18 protein-coding genes are annotated in these 18,897 nt (G+C 36.1%); 7 read left to right on the top strand and 11 right to left on the bottom strand.

Annotation, left to right across the window (positions count from 1 at the left end; genetic code table 11):
- Positions 1 to 39 precede the first annotated feature (39 nt).
- The 4 genes from aroD to ATZ35_RS12725 are packed head-to-tail and all read right to left on the bottom strand — an operon-like array spanning position 40 to position 4,981.
- Entirely contained in the window at positions 40 to 795 is a 756-nt protein-coding gene (aroD, locus tag ATZ35_RS12740) for a type I 3-dehydroquinate dehydratase (protein WP_208927562.1), read from the bottom strand.
- A 14-nt stretch (positions 796 to 809) separates the two neighbouring features.
- Complete coding sequence (locus tag ATZ35_RS12735) at positions 810 to 2,012, bottom strand: MFS transporter (protein ID WP_208930490.1); 1,203 nt, start codon at positions 2,010 to 2,012, stop codon at positions 810 to 812.
- 16 nt (positions 2,013 to 2,028) lie between these two features.
- Entirely contained in the window at positions 2,029 to 2,907 is an 879-nt protein-coding gene (locus ATZ35_RS12730) for a shikimate dehydrogenase (RefSeq protein WP_208927561.1), read from the bottom strand.
- Positions 2,908 to 2,923: 16 nt separating this feature from the next.
- Positions 2,924 to 4,981, bottom strand: coding sequence for an oxidoreductase (locus ATZ35_RS12725; protein ID WP_208927560.1), 2,058 nt, complete (start codon positions 4,979 to 4,981; stop codon positions 2,924 to 2,926).
- A 390-nt stretch (positions 4,982 to 5,371) separates the two neighbouring features.
- Between ATZ35_RS12725 and ATZ35_RS12720 the strand changes: the two genes are divergently transcribed.
- Positions 5,372 to 6,268: a LysR family transcriptional regulator gene (locus ATZ35_RS12720; RefSeq protein ID WP_208927559.1), complete on the top strand. Its 897-nt coding sequence runs from the start codon at positions 5,372 to 5,374 to the stop codon at positions 6,266 to 6,268.
- Positions 6,269 to 6,311: 43 nt separating this feature from the next.
- Here ATZ35_RS12720 and ATZ35_RS12715 read toward each other — a convergent pair whose 3' ends face one another.
- A complete protein-coding gene (locus ATZ35_RS12715; protein ID WP_208927558.1) occupies positions 6,312 to 7,484 on the bottom strand; it encodes a class I SAM-dependent rRNA methyltransferase in 1,173 nt (390 codons plus the stop codon).
- Between the two features lie 302 nt (positions 7,485 to 7,786).
- Between ATZ35_RS12715 and ATZ35_RS12710 the strand changes: the two genes are divergently transcribed.
- The 3 genes from ATZ35_RS12710 to ATZ35_RS12700 all read left to right on the top strand — a co-directional run bounded on the left by ATZ35_RS12710 (position 7,787) and on the right by ATZ35_RS12700 (position 11,262).
- Entirely contained in the window at positions 7,787 to 9,895 is a 2,109-nt protein-coding gene (locus ATZ35_RS12710; protein WP_279614933.1) for an LTA synthase family protein, read from the top strand.
- Positions 9,896 to 9,992: 97 nt separating this feature from the next.
- The gene (locus ATZ35_RS12705) at positions 9,993 to 10,706 is read left to right on the top strand and encodes a hypothetical protein (protein WP_208927557.1); all 714 of its coding nucleotides are present in this window, start codon (positions 9,993 to 9,995) and stop codon (positions 10,704 to 10,706) included.
- Between the two features lie 4 nt (positions 10,707 to 10,710).
- A complete protein-coding gene (locus tag ATZ35_RS12700; protein WP_208927556.1) occupies positions 10,711 to 11,262 on the top strand; it encodes a hypothetical protein in 552 nt (183 codons plus the stop codon).
- A gap of 42 nt (positions 11,263 to 11,304) precedes the next feature.
- Here the strand turns inward: ATZ35_RS12700 and ATZ35_RS12695 are convergent, their stop codons facing one another.
- Both ATZ35_RS12695 and ATZ35_RS12690 read right to left on the bottom strand, forming a co-directional pair.
- The gene (locus ATZ35_RS12695) at positions 11,305 to 12,774 is read right to left on the bottom strand and encodes an ATP-binding protein (protein WP_208927555.1); all 1,470 of its coding nucleotides are present in this window, start codon (positions 12,772 to 12,774) and stop codon (positions 11,305 to 11,307) included.
- Positions 12,775 to 13,494 (bottom strand): winged helix-turn-helix domain-containing protein, encoded by a 720-nt coding sequence (locus ATZ35_RS12690; protein WP_086279558.1) that lies wholly within the window; start codon positions 13,492 to 13,494, stop codon positions 12,775 to 12,777. It lies immediately after the preceding gene.
- A gap of 151 nt (positions 13,495 to 13,645) precedes the next feature.
- On the opposite strand from ATZ35_RS12690, the gene ATZ35_RS12685 reads away from it, so the two are divergent.
- Complete coding sequence (locus tag ATZ35_RS12685) at positions 13,646 to 14,419, top strand: Cof-type HAD-IIB family hydrolase (protein ID WP_208927554.1); 774 nt, start codon at positions 13,646 to 13,648, stop codon at positions 14,417 to 14,419.
- Positions 14,420 to 14,449: 30 nt separating this feature from the next.
- Here ATZ35_RS12685 and ATZ35_RS12680 read toward each other — a convergent pair whose 3' ends face one another.
- A complete protein-coding gene (locus ATZ35_RS12680) occupies positions 14,450 to 14,638 on the bottom strand; it encodes a hypothetical protein (RefSeq protein ID WP_086279560.1) in 189 nt (62 codons plus the stop codon).
- A gap of 241 nt (positions 14,639 to 14,879) precedes the next feature.
- Between ATZ35_RS12680 and ATZ35_RS12675 the strand changes: the two genes are divergently transcribed.
- A complete protein-coding gene (locus tag ATZ35_RS12675) occupies positions 14,880 to 15,641 on the top strand; it encodes a threonine/serine exporter family protein (RefSeq protein ID WP_208927553.1) in 762 nt (253 codons plus the stop codon).
- Between the two features lie 12 nt (positions 15,642 to 15,653).
- Complete coding sequence (locus ATZ35_RS12670) at positions 15,654 to 16,112, top strand: threonine/serine exporter family protein (RefSeq protein ID WP_208927552.1); 459 nt, start codon at positions 15,654 to 15,656, stop codon at positions 16,110 to 16,112.
- A 48-nt stretch (positions 16,113 to 16,160) separates the two neighbouring features.
- Here the strand turns inward: ATZ35_RS12670 and ATZ35_RS12665 are convergent, their stop codons facing one another.
- From ATZ35_RS12665 to trpX, 3 genes are read right to left on the bottom strand one after another with little or no spacing between them, the layout of a single operon-like run.
- Complete coding sequence (locus tag ATZ35_RS12665; RefSeq protein ID WP_208927551.1) at positions 16,161 to 16,946, bottom strand: ABC transporter ATP-binding protein; 786 nt, start codon at positions 16,944 to 16,946, stop codon at positions 16,161 to 16,163.
- On the bottom strand, positions 16,943 to 17,830 hold the full coding sequence (locus ATZ35_RS12660; protein WP_086279564.1) for an ABC transporter permease: 888 nt from the start codon (positions 17,828 to 17,830) through the stop codon (positions 16,943 to 16,945). Before ATZ35_RS12660 ends, ATZ35_RS12665 begins: the two co-directional genes overlap by 4 nt.
- A gap of 17 nt (positions 17,831 to 17,847) precedes the next feature.
- Positions 17,848 to 18,837, bottom strand: coding sequence for a tryptophan ABC transporter substrate-binding protein (gene trpX, locus ATZ35_RS12655; RefSeq protein ID WP_208927550.1), 990 nt, complete (start codon positions 18,835 to 18,837; stop codon positions 17,848 to 17,850).
- Between the last annotated feature and the right edge of the window lie 60 nt (positions 18,838 to 18,897).

Genomic DNA, 18,897 nt, shown 5'->3' with positions numbered 1-18,897 from the left:
GCGCCCAATAAGTTTCCTCATTGCGAACTAGTCTGATTTTTACAATGCTAACGTTTTAAGAATTTTACGTAATTCCGCTACTGGTACTTGACCGGGTGCAGAAGCCTTTTTAGCCACACCAAATGTCATTGCTGAACCAAAAACTTCGCCACACATGCGACTAACCATACCCAGCTGCCCCATGGACATTGTTACGATTGGTCGATCTGCATGCTTCGTTTTCATCTCATTCGTTGCCTCTAAAAGTGTCAACACATCATTTGAAGATTGTGGCATGACCGCAATCTTGCAGATATCTGCATTTTTTTCCTGCATCATGCATAGTCTTGATACGATTTCTTCTTTAGTAGGTGTTTGATCGAAATCATGATTACACATCACGATTTTGATTGCTTTTTCATGTGCTCTCTTAATCGTCTCTTGAACGAAAGTATCATCCATAAACAGCTCAACATCTAATAAATCAATTGCCCCATGTTCAATAACCGTTTTATATAAACCAAAGTATTGCTCATCTGTAAAAGCAAGTTCTCCACCTTCTTGTTTGGTTCTAAAAGTGAAAAGTATTGGTTTATCAGATAAAATTTCTGCAATTTTTTTTGACATTTCAGCAGTTGCTTCAAAATTAGTTACTTGATCAAAAAAATCAACACGCCATTCAACAAGATCACAATCAATCGTTAATAAGTGTTTTGCTTCTTCTATTAATTCTGATTCATTTTTACCCACTAAAGGAACAATGATTTTAGGACTTCCACTTCCAATAGTCACGTTTTTAACTGTTACTGTATTCATTTGATGGATCCTCCCTATTTAGATGTATCGATTGTTTGACGATAACGAATAAATATAATAACTGCTAAGACAAAACCGATACCAGCTATGATCGTATCAAACAGCATGATACCACGTACGTTGGTTTTAGCAATTTGTGCTGCTGCAACAGGAATAACAAATGATGCAATACTACCAAATGTATAATAAATTCCTGTGATGGTTCCTTTTCCTGCTGGGAACATTTCTCCCATAACGGTCAATCCTAATTGTAACACGCCGCCCGCTGCAAAGAAACCAACTAAAGCTGCTCCAATCATACAAACTAATGGTGTCGGGAACAACCACATTACAGCAATCGTTAAAAATGAAACGAATGTATAAATAACCACTAGATAAACTGAACGAACTTTTGATGCCATAATTGCCGTAAACGCCACACATAATAATGAACCAATCGAATAATATGAAACTAACACACCTGCATCCGTTTGCGCCATCCCTGCCACTTGTTCACCATAAGTTCCGATAAATTGGCTGATTAAATAAAACGTCGCTTGTGCGATAAAACCATAAATAACAAATGCAACACCTTCAATCGCCATCTTAGGTTTAGATTTAAATTTAACGGTTGGTGCTTGCCCAACTGCTTCTTCCGTTTCTTCAGCTAGTTTTGCATCTGCATCTGGAAATGGTTGTTTCCATAAGAAAATGGCATTCACACCAAGTAAAATTGCAGCGATCATAAATGACCAACCAAACCATAAGTGATTTGAGGCTAAAAATTTAATGATCAATGGAAGAGCAAATTGTCCTCCTTGAATAAATGCTTTTAATAGTACAGTTGCAGTTCCTGCAGTTTTTGGAAATGATTCCATTAAAGCAGGATAAGTCCCAGAATCTAAGAATGAATTAGAAATCCCAGCCACAACTGCAAAGAACATCGCTAACTCAACACTTGGACTATATAAAATTCCAAAGAAGTAAGCGGCATATGTCACCATTCCTAAGTAAATAAATGGTTTACGCCCAAATTTGTCAGATAGTCGCCCTGAAATCATAATTGCAATCAAACGTCCAATCCCTAACATCGAAATAACTTTAGCAATTCCCATCAAATCTGTATCCCATTGAGTCATCAATGCATTTTGGTTTTGAGAAATAATAATAACGCCCATCCCATGGACAATGTAGTTGATATATAGACCTATGGCGGTCGGTGTGTATTTGTTTTTCATCATTTTCTCCTAACTGTTAGTCCTTAAATAGTAATTCTTTAATATAATCAACAGGCATATCTTCCCCAGTGAAATGTTTAAATGCTTCTGCCCCTTGATAAAGCATCATGCCCAAACCGTTGATCGTTTTTTTTGCACCATGTTCACGAGCAAATTTTAATAATTTTGTTTCTTTTGGAATGTAGACAACATCAAAGACAACTAAATCTGGACGAATCACTTCTGGATCGTTGATCAGGCTTTCTTCTTGTAGAGGTTTCATGCCAACACCTGTCGCATCAATATAAATACTACTTTCGCTGATTGATTGCTTAAATGCTGCTTGATCAGTTAAATCAGTTAAGGTTGCTGTACAGTTGGTATTCTCATTAATTTTCTTCACTGTTGCTTCTGCATTTTTATAGTGTTGATCATTTATGTTGAAAATACGTAGTTCTTTGGCACCGTCTAAGGCCGCTTGAATGGCAATTGCCGTTCCTGCACCACCTGCTCCAGTCATTGTTACGATTTGAGCTTTGACTTCTACACCCTCTTCTTTCAATGCACGCATGGCACCAGTTCCATCCGTTACATGTCCCACCAAATGACCTTTTCCATCTTTATTTGTTACTGTATTTACTGCACCTACCAACTTTGCCGCTGGCGAAAGTTCGTCTAAATAAGGAATAATAGCTTGTTTATTCGGCATTGAAACATTTGAACCACGAATCCCTAATGCACGAATTCCCTGAACGGCATCTTTCAACTCTTCATTTCCTACTTCAAACGCCATATAAGCATAATCTAACCCTAACTTAGCAAAAGCTTCATTATGCATTGTCGGAGATAGACTGTGACGAATTGGTGTTGCAATTAAACTAATTAATAATGTGTGTCCGTCAATTCTTTCTGTCATTTTCATTTCCCTCACTTTATATAGTTTGTGTTGCTTGTAAACTCTTTGTTTGTTCAAATAACATTTTCTGTGTACGAGTGTTTTCTAGTACTTCAATCGTTTTTAAAATGTCACGTGCTTCTCTTGTTCCTTCCATGATTCGTCTAGCTACTTTACTATCCCCCATATTTAACAGGACAGCCCCATTCTTTCTTGCATACTGATCTAATTCACGAATCATTGGTGCTTCTGCACGCATTCCAAGACATACGAAACCTAAATCAAATGGCAACTCAATCATTTCGCCATCTTTTTCAACTAAGAAACTATTTTCTTTTACTTCGGTTAATTTTGTTTCTACATGAACTTCCACATCGAATTTTTCGACGATTTCCATCATCGCAAGCTTTGTAATCAAATCTAGATCTTTCCCGATTTCACCTTGCATTTCCACAATACTAACTTTTTTTGCACCACGTTCAGCATAATATTCGACAACATCTAAGCCAACCGCGCCGCCTCCGATCACGACGATTTCTTTTCCTTCAAATTCTTGGAATTTAGACATGTCGTCTAAAATATCAAAAATAGAAAAGATTTTTCTGTTTGGATTCTCTAATTGTTCTTTCAATCCATTAATTGGTGGTAATAAAGGTTTTGCTCCAGTCGCGTTTACGATAATATCTGGACCAATTGCTTCAATATCAGCTAACGTTGCTGCATGATTTAGGTGAATCGCTAAATTATCAAGCTCTTTACAACGATTGATTTCATAGGTAATAAAATCATCGATTCTTTTCTTATCAGGGAAACGTGCAATTTCGTGACCTAAGCCACCTAAATAGTCTTTTTGTTCAAATAGCTCAACACTTACGCCAACTTCCGCAGCTGTAGCAGCAGCTTCAAGTCCGGTAGTTCCTCCACCAATTACAACCATTTTCGTTGGATGTAAAACAGGCTTCATTTTGTAGTCATCTTCATAATGAAGATCAGGATTGACTGTACAGCGCATCGGACGAGCTTTAGCAATTCGATGGTCAGCACACCCAATATTGCAGGAAATACATTTTCTTAGTAAATCTTCTTGGCCATTGGCAACTTTATTGACCCAATTTGGCTCAGCAATTAAGCCACGACCCATCGCTAATAAATCAGCATCTCCTGATTCAAGAATTTCAGTTGCTCTTTTAGGACTACGAATATTACCAGAAGTTACAGTAACTTTATCTGGAAAACGTTCTTTAACAGCTTTCGACATGTAAGCACGCCAGCCATCTTCCAAGTTCATTTTATCGATTTGATATTGTAAGCTATCATTCAATGCAGCTGAAACATTCAAAATATCGACTTCTTCTGCAAAATAACTTAAAATCTCAATCGTATCTTCTAAGGTATTCCCACCTTCTAATAGCTCATCGGCACTAAAACGAAGCGAAATCGGGAAAAAAGGACCCACTGCTTTTCGAACAGCTTCAACAACTAATTTGGTTAAGCGAGCGCGATTTTCTGGGCTTCCGCCAAATTTATCCGTCCGTTTATTGTATAAAGGAGATAAAAACTGACTTAAAAGATACGAATGTCCTGCGTGAATTTCTACACAATCAAAGCCAGCACGTTGCGCTCTTAAAGCACCATCCGCATATCGCTCCACGATTTCATAAATTTCCTCTTCAGTCAACGGACGTGGGATTGGATTCCCTTTTTTTGAAGGAATATTCGACGCTGAAACTGGTTGTTCCCCATCTAATCGTAGACCATAAGCCGAAGCTCCAGCATGGTTGATTTGAACGGAAGTACACGCTCCATACGCATGCATTTTTTCATTAAAATGCCACAGACCTGAAATATATTGATCATTGTCCATCCTTAATTGACGAGCTCCATTAGTGCCCATTGGATAATCGATACACACATTTTCTAACGTGATCAACCCCGTTCCACCCTTAGCACGTTGCTCATAATAAGAAACATGCTGCATACTGAACGTCCCATCCATATTGGCGAAATTCGTCCCCATCGGTGGCATCACCACACGATTTTTTAAAGTCATCCGTTTAACCGTTAACGGTTCAAAGATTGCTTGATAATTATTCATGATTACCTCCTAATTTTAAAAGCGTAGCGGGCTCGTTCAGCCTTGACAGGAAAATAGAAAAAAATTGATTGTACTGTTTTTACCACAAACTATTTCCCCTATTTTCCTTTTGATAAAGCAGTAGAAAAAATTGATTGATTCTTTTAATTACAGGTACTTTTTCTAAAATACAAACACAATTTAAACAATGCTTTTTATTGTTACCTTATTCACAATATCTATAAATTTATTCTAATCCAACAAACCGATAAATTCCAATGAATGTTTTTTATGTTTTAGATAAATATATTTTATAGTTCTACTCGAATTCATTTTACATTTGTGATGCATATTTCTAAATTTATTGATAAACTGTGTTTATGAATAAATGACCGATAAGGAGTTTTACACATGAATTTGCGGCAATTAGAGTTTTTTAGAATGTTAGCAGACACTCAGCACATGACCCATGCGGCCAAGTTATTAAATACCACACAACCAAACTTAAGCCATTCTATGTCAGAATTAGAAAAAGAATTAGATGCACAGTTATTTGAAAAAAGAGGTAGAAATATCCAACTAACAAAATATGGAAAATTTTTCTATACGTACGTTTCAACGGCTTTAGAAGAACTAGCAAAAGGTGAGCGAGCTTTAAAGGAATTGGTTAGTCCTGACAAAGGCTTGATTGATTTTGGCTTTATCTATACAGCTGGCTCTTTTTTAGCTCCTATGTTAATGAAAGAATTTTCAGCTTATCCTGGCAATGAACAAATTCGCTTCAATTTATTTCAGGGAAATTCCTCAGATATGACTGATCTGCTTTTAAGAGAGGATGTCGATATCGCAATTACTTCTAAGCTAAAAGAAGATGAACAACTTAATTATGAGATTTTGACTGAACAAGAGATTGTTTTAGTTGTCCCCATTAATCACCCTTTAGCAATAAATGATACGATTTCTTTAAAGGATACAAGTGATTATCCTTTTGTTTATTTTAATGAACGAAGTGGTTTGCGCCCTTATCTCGATAAGTTGTTAACGGCGGCTGCCATTACACCGACGATTGTTTGCGAAGTTGAGGAGGATCATACGATGCTTGGTTTTGTAGCGCATGACTACGGAATTGCTTTGATGCCAAAAATTCCTTCGATCGCTGCCTATAATGTTAAAACAATTACCTTGAAAGATAACTTCTTCCCTCGCTATATTTATTTAGCAACTAAAAAAGATCATTTTCTTTCACCAGCTGCTCTACGTTTTAAAGAATTTATTGTGCCATTTGCACAAAACATGTTTTATCACTAAAGAAAAGAGCTTGTTCTTTTTTTTACAGAACAAGCTCTTTTCCTTATTTTTCTATTTCAATGAAGAAAACTTTTAGGTAGTTCCCTTCTTCAAAATGTTTATTCGTTTTAAAATCACTTGGTAATTGATACGTTTCCTTAAATCGATAGTTCACCTGCTTTTCTTCTAATGCTGCAACAATCATTTTTTTATATTTTTCCAGAGAGATATTCGCAGCATTCGTTGAGGCGATCAATAAGCCTTTATCTGACAAAATATCTACAGAATCCTTGACTAAGTCACCGTAATTTTTAGCAACAGAAAACACTTTTTTCTTATTACGAGCAAAACTTGGCGGATCAAGAACGATCACATCATAGCTTAATTGCTTTCGGACAGCATATTTGAAATAATCGAAGACATCCATTACTACGATTTTTTGATCTGTCACAGCTAAATGATTCACTTCAAACTGCTCTTTCGTTTTTGGTAAACTACGTTTGGCTAAATCTACACTAGTTGTTGTACTTGAGCCGCCCATTGCACTAGCAACTGAGAATGCCCCTGTATAGCTAAACATGTTCAACACCGTTTTTCCAGCAGCGATCCCGTCGACCAGGCGCCCTCGCACTTCTTTTTGATCCAGAAAAATCCCTGTCATCAAACCATCATTCAAATAAGTAGCGTACGTTACCCCATTTTCAACAACCAATAGTGGCTCAGGAGCATCGTCTCCAAATAGTTTTTGTGATTCTGGTAAAAATTTGGTTGCAAAGCGCACTTTTTCATATGCCCCTTTGATTTCTGGAAAACTTGCTTTAAACGCTCGAATAATTTCTGCTTTTTTTTGATACAAGGTTTCGTTATACCAAGAAAATACGGCAAAATCATCATAACGGTCGATGATCAGTCCCCCCAGTCCATCCCCTTCTCCATTAAATACGCGATAAGCTGAAGTTGATTCATCTTGTTCATATGCGACTCGATGACTTTTAGCTTTTAAAAATAGATTTCCTAAAAAATCTGCATCGACATTTCCTTGCCAGTTGACTAACCAGCCGATTCCTTTATTTTGTTCACCAAGATAGCCTGTCGCAATAAATTGACCTTTACTATCAATAAACGTGACCCATTCATCTGAAAATGATTTAGGCGTAGTAATAAGGTCCTCTTTTTGAATAAGGGGATATCTTCCTTTAAATTTTTTCTCTGATTTTTTTGTTACGGTTATATTCATTCATGTCATCCTCAATTCAGATTTGATTTTCCAGTAAAATTAGCTTGGTTGCTTGTATTCACATCATTGGCTAGTATATCAAAAAAAGCGATCCCTGTCGTTAGCTAGAATCAATTATCTAATTTCTGATATCTTAAGAAAAGTAAAATTTTATTAACTTTACTAGCTAGAATCTTGATTTAAATTGACATAGAATTACAGAGAGAGTAAAATTGGAAGAGTGTATAGAAAGTTAATGGAGATTTTTCAAATTACTTTCTCTTAGATCTGATTTTAGAAAGGATACGTTTACTTTGAATATTATAAAAAAAATACATATGCCTAAGTTTTTAAACACGCGTTTAGGACTTTTTGGGTTTGTGGCTGTGTTGATTTGGTTGAAAAACATTTTTGCTTATACAGTTGATTTTCATTTAAGAATCGAGAATGCTTTTGAATATTTCATTCTCTTTATTAACCCAATTGCTTCTACGTTTTTCTTATTGGCAATTGCTTTATATGTGAGAAGAAAGAAAGCTTCCTATATTACGATGATGGTCTTGTATTTTCTGTTGACGTTACTACTATTCTCTAATGTAGTGTATTACAGAGAATTTACTGACTTTATTACGGTGAATACAATGCTTGGTGCTGGGAAGGTTGCTAGCGGACTTGGCGAAAGTGCCTTACGTTTGTTTAGACCCTACGATGTCCTTTATTGGCTTGATTTCATTATAATTGGTATTTTATTGCTAACTAAAAAGATCAAAATGGATGAACGTCCTGTTAGAGCACGAGTTGCCGTTTCAATTAGTATGTTATCTGCTTTGTTTTTTGTCGCAAACTTAACATTAGCCGAAACAGCTCGTCCTCAATTATTGGGTCGCCAGTTCTCTCGTGATTATATCGTTAAGTTTTTAGGCTTAAACGCTTTTACAGTTTATGATGGTGTTACTACCTACCAAACGAACCAAGTTCGAGCAGAAGCTAGTGAAAATGATATGGACGCTGTTTCAGATTACGTCAAAAGTCATTATGCCGCACCAAACCCTGATACATTTGGTATGGCTAAAGGAAAAAATGTGATTTATATTCACTTAGAAAGTTTCCAACAATTTTTGATTGATTACAAATTGAAAGATGAAAAAGGTGTTGAGCATGTTGTAACACCATTTATCAATAGCTTATATCACAGTAACAGTACCTATAGTTTTGATAATTTCTTCCACCAAGTGGGTCAAGGAAAAACAAGTGATGCTGAAACCATGTTTGAAAATTCGTTATTTGGTTTAGATCAAGGTTCATTATTCACTCAAGTTGGTGGTAAAAATACCTTTGAAGCAGCTCCTGCTATTTTAGGTCAAGAAGCCGGTTATACAAGTGCTGTCTTCCATGGGAATGCTGGTAACTTCTGGAACCGTAACGAAACATACAAGCATTTAGGTTATAATTATTTCTTTGATGCTAATTACTATGATGTTAATGAAGATAATTCATTCCAATACGGCCTGCATGATAAACCGTTCTTCCAACAATCGGCTCAATATTTGGAACACTTGCAACAACCGTTTTACTCTAAATTTATTGCTGTTTCAAATCACTATCCATATTCTCAATTTACGAATGATGAAGCTGGATTCCCGATTGCTCAAACATCTGATGAAACAATCAACGGCTATTTTGCTACAGCGAACTATCTTGATAAAGCCGTTGAAGAATTCTTTAATTATTTAAAAGCTTCTGGTCTGTATGAAAACTCTGTAATCGTCCTTTATGGTGATCACTACGGCGTTTCGACTTCTAGAAACCAGAACTTAGCGGAATTACTTGGGAAATCAAAATCAACTTGGAATGACTTTGACAATTCAAGCATGCAGCGCGTTCCTTATATGATTCATATTCCAGGTCAAACAAATGGCGGAATCAATCATACGTATGGTGGTCAAATCGATGCGTTACCTACCCTATTACATTTAATGGGTGTTGACACGAAAAACTACATTCAAATGGGTCAAGATTTATTCTCTAAAGACAATTCACAACTGGTTGCATTTAGAAATGGTAATTACGTTTCACCTAAATATACAATGTTAGGCTCTAGTATCTATGAAACTGCTACTGGTCGTCTGCTAGAAGAACCCACTGAGCAGGAAAAACAAGAAGCTAAAGCATTGAAAGAACAAGCTAATTTACAGTTATCAATGTCTGATCAAACGACAAACGGTGATTTGCTACGTTTCTATACAAATAGCGGATTAACACCAGTCAATCCGGATGATTACAATTACAAAGATCAATTGAAACAATTAGAAAAAATTGAAGATGAAAAAGGCAATAAATCCACAAGTGTTTACAGTAAAAACAACAATACTTCTACCGTTGATAAATACCATACTGAAACTTACCAAGACTATTTAAAATCTGGTAAATAATCACGAAAGCTTGAGTAAATTACTCAAGCTTTTTTATATCTTATTCATAATTTATTCATATTCTTCTTTTATACTTAGTTTAGTGAGGTGAACCTAGTTGAAAAACATCCGTTACGCTTTTGCCAGCGTTTCTTATCATAAAAAAATTTCTTTTAGTATTGGTGTCTGCTCGGCTCTTTTTCTATTTCTATTAACGAGTATTCTGAATCTTAAGGATCTAGAAAGATCATTGTACAACCAAGTCAGTACCGTAATCAACAACACTGATTACCACTTCAATTATCAAAAAATTATGCAACTATATACTTCTTTATATGTTGTTACGTTAGTTCTATGGACAATTTTAATTACACTATTACTCTTTATTTCATTGAAATTAAAAAAACAAGATATGATGAAATGGCGTATTATGGGATTTTCAAATGGTTTCGTCATGAAGCAATCCATTTTAGAGAGTATTATTCCAATCGCATTTGGCATACTTGTTACTGCTGTTTTTCTTGGTGTCTGCCAACATACATATGAATACATTTTAATCCAAGCCAGACCCATCCTCGCTAATGAACTAGGTATTAAGAGAGTGACACTTTTCTCCTCTAAGATGATAATTGAGAGTACGCCGAGCAGTCAACTAATAGATTCAACTGCCGACACGCACTTTCTGTCCTTACGAATAAGCAACTTACCTGGTGCTGCAATTTTTAGAGCGTTCTCAAAGAGTTCTTTCTTAGTACTATCGATTACAGCGTTGAGCACCTTAATTTCCACTTCTCTTCTTTCAAAACAATCGAAAAAAGTATTTAGGATGTGAGTACATGAATTTTCCTTTAGCAAATAATTGGACTGAAGACAGTTTCAAAGAGCTATTTCAACAGCAACATATGACGGTCGTTTTAGAAGATCAAAGTAGTATCCAAGCTGATTTTTATTTTTTAATTGATAAAACATTTGATATGAAACAGGCCATGGCGATTGGCTTTATTCTATCTGAAAATATCTTTTTGCCTTATCTTTCGATTAGAGATAATTTATTTGTAGGAACTTCAATCAAGGAAAAGGACAAAAAGAAACGACTGAACGATTTATTCACCTACGTTTCTCTTCCAGCAAGTGTATTAAACAAATCAGAGGATCAATTAAATACTTTCGAACAAATCAAACTCCAGTTGATTCAATTATTACTACTAGAAAAAGATATCATTATTATTGATGATATCTTCCAAAAACTAACGATTAGTCAAAGACAAGAGCTACTACCCTTACTTCAAAAAATCGCAAAAGAAAAACAAAAAGCGATTTTAGTTTTAACGAATGATATTCAAATTGCTGAAAGTCCATATATGGATAAAATCATTAAAACAGCTTAAAAAAGCGCCAATCAAACATTTTCTGTTTGATTGGCGCTTTTTCTAGGTTTCGTCTTCTATTTCAACATCAGGAAATGAAATAGTAAAACTAGTTCCTTGACCTTCCTGACTTTCTACACTGATCTTCCCTTTGTGCAGACGAACCAATTGTTGAACGATAGATAGCCCTAAACCGGACTCACCATATTTTGTATTCTTGCGAGAAGGATCAACTTTGTAATATCGATCCCAAATGTTTTGAACTTGTTCCTCCGTCATGCCTATTCCAGTATCTGAAATCGTAATGATCGTCTCCAAGTACCCTTTTTGCAAGTGAACCCGAATCTCTCCATCTTGCGTAAATTGAATCGCATTTTGAATAATATTAACCATGATTTGAACAAAACGATCATAATCCGCATAAACATCGATTGCTTCATCGGCTTCTAATATCAACTGATCATTCGCTGATTCAGCTTTCCCTTCTAACTGCGTCAGGATATTCTTCAACGTTTCAGTTGCATCAAACTTTTTGACCACAATACTAATTTGATTGGTTCTGATTTTTTCATAATCTAAGTTTTCATTGACTAAGCGAATTAACCGTGAAGTTTCATTTTGCATCAATTTAATCGCATTTTCTCTTTGGCTTTCCGGAATCGCATTATATTGCAGCCCCTCCAACAAGCCATTAATGGTTGTGAGTGGCGTTCTCATCTCATGGGAAGCATCCGCCATAAATTGGCGACGCCGATCTTCTTGTCGATCAATTTCTTCTCTAGATTCCTTTAAAGACTCAGCCATTTTGTTAAAATCTTCTGCTAAATCATCGAATTCATCTTTGTCATGCGTAACCAATTTAATATCAAAATTACCGCTCGTGATTTCTTTCGTTGCTTTTCTCATTCGATTGATTCGCTTCACTTGGAAACTAGCAAAGAAATAACTTAGGATCAATCCAACGATGCTGGATATAATAAAGCCTTTGAATAAATTGGCCGTTATTGCATCGACACTATCTGAAACATTTTTTGCTGGTTGTGTAATGACTAACGCACCAATAATGATGTTCTCATTGGATTGAACATTGGTTTTGCTGACCGGCATCATTACATAAGATGACATATTTTTATTGCCGTAAATATCTCTGTCGATCGTCGCATATTCTTGCTGCCCTTGCATTAAGGCATCCCAATTTTCTTTAATAACTGTGTTATCAAGTTTTTTTTCTGAACTCAGAGGGTATTGCACCTGCATATTTCGATCATAAAAAACAAACTGAACATCTTGATTGCTTAAAAATCCTTCAAATAACTGAAACGAAGTGTTCCAAATGTCTTGATCCGTCATCCCTGGCATTCTATTGATCGAATCTTTGGTTTTCCAAGCGGATATAGCATATCCACGAAGCTGCTCATAATTGGTATCCTGTAATGTTTTTTTGGTTAATTGGGTAAAAGATGTCCCCACGATCAATATAATTAGAATGATCACACCCCAAAAAGCCAATAATTGTTGATATAAATATTTCATCTATGCTACTCCAGAATCGTCAAATTTATACCCTACGCCCCAAACTGTTTGAATAACCTGTGGTCCAACCTTTTCAATTTTTTGACGTAACTTTTTAATGTGAGCATCCACAGTCCGTTCATCACCAAAATATTGATAATCCCAAACCATTTCCAGTAACTGCTCACGTGAAAATACTTGTCTTGGCTTTTTCGCTAACGTATAAAGCAAATCGAATTCTTTTGGTGTCAATCCGCCAATTAGTTTGTCATCCAGATAAGCTTCTCTAGTTTTAGTATTCATCTTGAAATGATCTGTCTCCACATCAAATTGATCGTCTGAACGTTCTGATCCTTCTACCGCATGCTCCCCGATTTCAGAACGACGATGGAGCGCTTTGATTCGGGCAATCAATGTCAATGGGCTGAATGGTTTGGTGACGTAGTCATCTGCTCCCATCTCCAAACCGATCACTTGATCACTTTCGGAATCTCTTGCTGTCAACATAATGATCGGAACTGTATTTGACACTTTCCGAACCTCACGGCAAACTGCCATACCATCCATCGTCGGTAAATTCAAATCAAGTGTGATCATATCCCATTTTTCTGGGTTTTCTAAGAAGGCATCAAGTCCTTCTTTACCATCATATTTAAACGTAGCCTCCCAGCCCTCATTTAAAAAAAACATTTGCATCATTTCTGAAACAGACTCATTATCTTCTATCATCAATACATTCATTATTTTAATCGCCTCTTTCCTTCAAGTTTAACGTCATTTATATTATACTCTAAAAATCGGCCAGCTCCAATAACTTCTATCTTTCTTCAAAAAAGCTTTGTCTTTTGTTCAATCTTTGATACTATTAGGGATGAAAGGACGTTGAAAATTCATGAAAAATATCCAAGCAGTCACATTTTTTGATTTAGATGGTACATTATTGGATCACAAATCACAAATTACACCAGAGATCACAAATGCTATTCAAGCATTAAAAAATAACAATATCTTACCTTTGATTGCAACCGGTCGGACAATAGTAGAAATCGAACATATTATGAAAGCTAGCGGAATTGATTCAGCAATCGTAATGAATGGTCAATTTATTCAAGTTGAGGGAAAGAAAGTCTATTCCGATGAATTTACTTACGAAGAATGTTTAAAAATGTATGAACAGGTCAAAAGTCTTGGTCATGAACTATCCTTTTATAATGATCAACAAATTTGGTGTTCTGGTCATAATGACATAGTCACAAATGCGTATGCCTTTATCCATTCCCAAGCACCTGTAATCGATCATTCCAGTTTGAAAGATAAAACGGTTAATATGATGTTAGTTCTCTCAGAGGATGGCGATGAGCACTATTTAAAGAATTTTCCAGAAATGACCTTTTATCGTAATGGCCCCTACTCTATCGATACAGTTAGAAAGGGCGTTTCTAAAGGAACTGGCGTTCAAAACCTGTTCAAAACCCTCGACTTACCAAACGTTCCTACGTTTGCTTTTGGTGACGGAATCAACGATCTTGCGTTATTTGAAGCATGCGACAATAAAATTGCTATGGGCAATGCACGTAAGGAACTCAAAGAACGATCTAGCTTTATTACTAAGAAAAATACTGAAGGCGGAATTGTCCATGCCTTAAAACATTTTGACTTGATTTAAGCTGGCAACTCCATAAAAAAATCCCACTTCTTATTTAGAAGATGGGATTTCTTTTTTATGTCTTTTTTGATGAACACAGATAATGGTTCCTGTCACTTGAATCAGTAAGAGAAAAAGTAAAATAGCACTTAATCCTAGATGTCCTTGATCGAACGTTCTTTTTAACAATATAAGTAAAATCAGACTGCTTACTGAATAAAGTGACCATTGCTTATCCATAATATCTAGACCCCTTTGGTTTGTTACCTATAAGGATAGGACTTTTGCTTAGAAAAAGCAAGGATGTTTTAGGTATCTGTGAAGTTTCCAACAATTTTTTAGTGTTTCTTTATAATTCTAAGGAAATTCTAAAATTAGCTTAGCTTCTTTTTTTGTCTTCGAATGATTTTATTCATTTCAAACATCTCAAAAAAATGATACACTAATTTTACTGCGAATTTAATGTAAGGAGTTTTGTTCCATGGAGGAAAATAAACAAACAAATACACAACTTATCTTAGATACATGTTTGATGGCTGGCAAGATCATGACAGAAAGTGGTTCTGAAGTTTACCGAGTTGAAGATACAATGAACCGGATTGCGGAAAATGCTGGTCAAAAAGAAAGTGTTAGTTATGTAACCGCTACTGGTCTTTTTATGGGCTTTCGCTCTAGTAATTATACTCAATTAGAAAATGTTACAGAACGGAGTATTAATTTAGAAAAAGTTGCTATCGTTAATAACCTTTCGCGAAAATTCGCGGATAAAGAAATCTCATTAGTAGAACTTAATCACAAGCTCACAAATATCAATCATGAAGCACCAACGTATTCCGTTTCACTACAAATTCTTGCAGCAGGTCTTGTCAGCTGCACTCTGATGTACATTTTTGGTGGCAATTGGCATGACTTTCTTGCTACATTTTTGATTGGTATGATTGGATATAGCGTGGCGTACTTCACAAAAGAATGGCTGAACATCAAATTTCTTGATGACTTTCTTGCTGCTTTTACCATTGGGCTACTTGCTTATCTAGCAGTCAAATTCCACTTAGCAGGCAATATTGATAATATCATTATTGGGGCCGTGATGCCTCTTGTCCCTGGTGTAGCTATTACAAACTCTTTTAGAGACATACTAGCAGGACATCTTTTAAGTGGAACAGCACGAGCCACTGAAGCAATATTTATTGCTGGATCAATCGGTATCGGAATTGCCATCGTTTTTAAATTATTTATGTAAGGAGAATTGAACGTGGAAGTACTCATACATTGTTTATTTAGTTATTTAAGTACCGTTACTTTTGGCATTGTAACAAATGTTCCCAGAAAGCTTTTAAATGCTTGTGGTATCACAGGTGCTGTAGGCTGGATGATTTATTGGTCTACGAAAAACTTAGAAGCAGGAGCGATCTTTGCTAACTTTTTAGGCGCAATCGGAATTGGGTTGTTAAGTATTTATTTTTCTCGTAAAAAAAAGATGCCGATGACGATTTTTAATATTCCCAGCCTTGTTCCATTAGTACCAGGTGGTCCTGCCTATCAAGCGGTCAGAAGCATTGTTTTAGGTGATTATGTTTTAGGGTTCCATTCAATCATCAAAGTAATCATGACTGCTGGCGCGATTGCCGCTGGCTTTATGGTCACTGGAATCGTCGAACGATTATTGAAAAATGTACTAGACAAAAATAGAGCTGGCTTTAAAAAAACTTAACTTAAAAACTCGATCAAGTAAACAAACAGCCTTGATCGAGTTTTTAGATTAATCTAGCGAAATTTCTTCTGTCTCTTCTTCAAAAAACAACAACAAATCCTGCAAGCTTAATTTTTCTTTTTCTTCCTTGTTTAGATCTTTAACGATTTGGCCCTTTTGTAAAACAATCAGCCGATTCCCATAATGCAACGCATCTTCCATCCGATGGGTAATCATTAAACAGGTCAACTGCCCTTCTTTGATTCTTTGATCCGTCAATCGCATCAATTGTTTCGACGTTTTAGGATCTAAAGCCGCTGTATGCTCATCTAAAAGTAACAGCTCAGGCTTAGTCAGTGTTGCCATTAATAAACTTAAAGCTTGTCTTTGCCCGCCTGATAAATTCCCTGTTGGGGTATCTAAATGGTTTTCCAAGCCATTACCGACCTCGCTACAAATTTTGGTAAAAAATGCTCTTTCCTCATTGATCTTACGTAAACGCAACCCACGTTTTTTCCCACGATAAAGTGCTAATAATAAGTTCTCAGCAACAGTCATTCTAGGCGCCGTACCCATTTTGGGGTCTTGAAACACACGAGATAAATATTTGGCCCGCTTTTCTTCAGAAAAAGTTGTAATATTTTGCTCGTTGATCAATAACTCTCCTTCGCTCAAAGAAGTGGTGCCAGCAATACTATTGAATAAAGTGCTTTTTCCTGCTCCATTACCACCTAAGACAGTCACAAATTCTCCTTGAGTAATCGTTAAATTGACATTATTCAAGATAGTTTTTGTTTCATTTAAACCATTGTCGATCCGTTTTGTTGCATGTTTAAGTTCTAAAACCGTACTCATCTTTCATCCTCCTTTGATGGCAAAAAGTGTAGATTCAGAGCCTTTTTTAACTGAGGAATCATTAAGCATGCGGCTAAAATCACAGCTGAAAAGACTTTTAAGTACGTAGTGTCAAACCCTAACTTGATGACTAGTAAGATCAGCAGTTGATAGATGATACTCCCGACCACGATAGCGACTAAACGTTCTGCAAAAGTCAATTCACCAAACAACACTTCACCAATAATGATTGACGCTAATCCAATAACAATCACACCAGTCCCTTTGTTAACGTCCGCATAACCATCATTTTGGGCAATCAACGCTCCTGACAGAGCAATCACACCATTAGATAATGTCAAACCTAATATTTTCATGGAATCTGTCTTGATCCCGATTGAACGCGCCATATGCTCATTATCTCCCGTTGCAATATAGGCTTGTCCTAAATTTGTATTAAAGAAAAACAATAATAAGCTAATGATGATTGCTAAAAATATCACACCTAAAAAGACAATATCATAGTAGTTAGGCAAATTTAGTTGTAAAAAGAAATCTTGAATCTTTGGCTTGTTCAGTAAAGATAAATTTGGTGTCTGCATCACATAAAGAATAACCGAATTCAACCCGGACATCACCAAAATACCTGCCAAAATCACTGGGATTTTCCCTTTAGTAAATAGTAGTCCTGTTACCAAGCCCGCACACATCCCAGCTAAAACACCCAACAACGTAGCTATGATTGGATGAATTCCTGATGTGATTGCTGTGACACATACGGCTCCTCCTAATGGAAATGAGCCTTCTGTCGTCATATCGGGAAAATTTAAAATTCGATAGGTCATAAAAATACCTAATCCTAGTATTGCCCATAACATTCCTTGTCCAATTGCTGAAACAATCATTTGATTCTCTCCTTTGTTTAGTCTACGCTCTTCGCTTTTGACTTGATTTTTTCTGGAATTGATATTCCTAATTTATCAGCTTGTTTTTGATTAACAATTATATCACCTGTTTTAAATGTATAGATAGCAGTCGTTGCAGGTTTGGCTTTTCCTGATAAGATATCCGCGGCCATTTTACCAGTTTGAACACCTAAGTCAAATTGATTGATCCCTACGGTAGCCAGCCCACCTTGTTCTACCATAGTATCTACAGAAGGAATGATCGGTGTTTTTGTTTTATCAGCTTCATTGACGACAGTTTGCATCGCATTTGCAATTGTATTATCCGTTGGAATATAAATAAAGTCCACTTCACTCGTCATTACTTGAACTGTTTGTGCAATTTCATTACTTGACGGTACTGCGTACGTTTTTACGCTCATTCCCTTTTTCTCTGCAACGTTTTTTGCTTCTTCAACCTGATATTTAGAATTTTCTTCAGATGAGGCATATAAGATTCCGACTTTTTTACTCTTCGGCAAAATCTCAGTCACTAAATCAAACTGAGCATCCACTGGCGATTTATCACTAACTCCAGTGATATTGCCACCAGGCTTTTGGTTATCTTTTACAAGTCCAGCACTGACTGGGTCCGTGATTGCACCGAGAACAATAGGGATTTCTGTGGTTGTATTCGCTAGCGCTTGGGCCGCAGGTGTTGCAATCCCGATCAAAACATCAGATTTTTTTTCTTGCACCAATTGCTGACTCATCGTAGCTAACTTACTTTGATCTGCTTGTCCATTTTGAAAAGCGATCGTCATATTTTTTCCATCCTCATACCCTTTTTCCTTCAATCCAGCTTGAATCCCTTTATAAATCTGATCTAAAGCAGGATGACTAACAAACTGTAAGACCCCCACAGTTGGTAACTTCTCTTTAGCTGATTCTTTTTTTTCTACAAAGAACGAACCAATTAAATAAACAACAATAATGACGACAACAACCGATAAACGATTTTTTCTCATAACGTTTCCTCCTAATTTAAAAGCTGAAAGAGCTTGATTAGCCTTGACAGGAAAATAGGG

The sequence above is a fragment of the Enterococcus rotai genome, assembly GCF_001465345.1.
Taxonomy (GTDB): domain Bacteria; phylum Bacillota; class Bacilli; order Lactobacillales; family Enterococcaceae; genus Enterococcus_L; species Enterococcus_L rotai.
This window is presented reverse-complemented; position numbering and strand designations above follow the sequence as displayed.

What these genes read in the sequence shown, in the direction of transcription:
- aroD (WP_208927562.1), bottom strand. Translation starts at nt 795, where the DNA reads ATGAATACAGTAACAGTTAAAAACGTGACTATTGGAAGTGGAAGTCCT.
- ATZ35_RS12735 (WP_208930490.1), bottom strand. Translation starts at nt 2,012, where the DNA reads ATGAAAAACAAATACACACCGACCGCCATAGGTCTATATATCAACTAC.
- ATZ35_RS12730 (WP_208927561.1), bottom strand. Translation starts at nt 2,907, where the DNA reads ATGACAGAAAGAATTGACGGACACACATTATTAATTAGTTTAATTGCA.
- ATZ35_RS12725 (WP_208927560.1), bottom strand. Translation starts at nt 4,981, where the DNA reads ATGAATAATTATCAAGCAATCTTTGAACCGTTAACGGTTAAACGGATG.
- ATZ35_RS12720 (WP_208927559.1), top strand. Translation starts at nt 5,372, where the DNA reads ATGAATTTGCGGCAATTAGAGTTTTTTAGAATGTTAGCAGACACTCAG.
- ATZ35_RS12715 (WP_208927558.1), bottom strand. Translation starts at nt 7,484, where the DNA reads ATGAATATAACCGTAACAAAAAAATCAGAGAAAAAATTTAAAGGAAGA.
- ATZ35_RS12700 (WP_208927556.1), top strand. Translation starts at nt 10,711, where the DNA reads ATGAATTTTCCTTTAGCAAATAATTGGACTGAAGACAGTTTCAAAGAG.
- ATZ35_RS12695 (WP_208927555.1), bottom strand. Translation starts at nt 12,774, where the DNA reads ATGAAATATTTATATCAACAATTATTGGCTTTTTGGGGTGTGATCATT.
- ATZ35_RS12690 (WP_086279558.1), bottom strand. Translation starts at nt 13,494, where the DNA reads ATGAATGTATTGATGATAGAAGATAATGAGTCTGTTTCAGAAATGATG.
- ATZ35_RS12685 (WP_208927554.1), top strand. Translation starts at nt 13,646, where the DNA reads ATGAAAAATATCCAAGCAGTCACATTTTTTGATTTAGATGGTACATTA.
- ATZ35_RS12680 (WP_086279560.1), bottom strand. Translation starts at nt 14,638, where the DNA reads ATGGATAAGCAATGGTCACTTTATTCAGTAAGCAGTCTGATTTTACTT.
- ATZ35_RS12675 (WP_208927553.1), top strand. Translation starts at nt 14,880, where the DNA reads ATGGAGGAAAATAAACAAACAAATACACAACTTATCTTAGATACATGT.
- ATZ35_RS12665 (WP_208927551.1), bottom strand. Translation starts at nt 16,946, where the DNA reads ATGAGTACGGTTTTAGAACTTAAACATGCAACAAAACGGATCGACAAT.
- ATZ35_RS12660 (WP_086279564.1), bottom strand. Translation starts at nt 17,830, where the DNA reads ATGATTGTTTCAGCAATTGGACAAGGAATGTTATGGGCAATACTAGGA.
- trpX (WP_208927550.1), bottom strand. Translation starts at nt 18,837, where the DNA reads ATGAGAAAAAATCGTTTATCGGTTGTTGTCGTCATTATTGTTGTTTAT.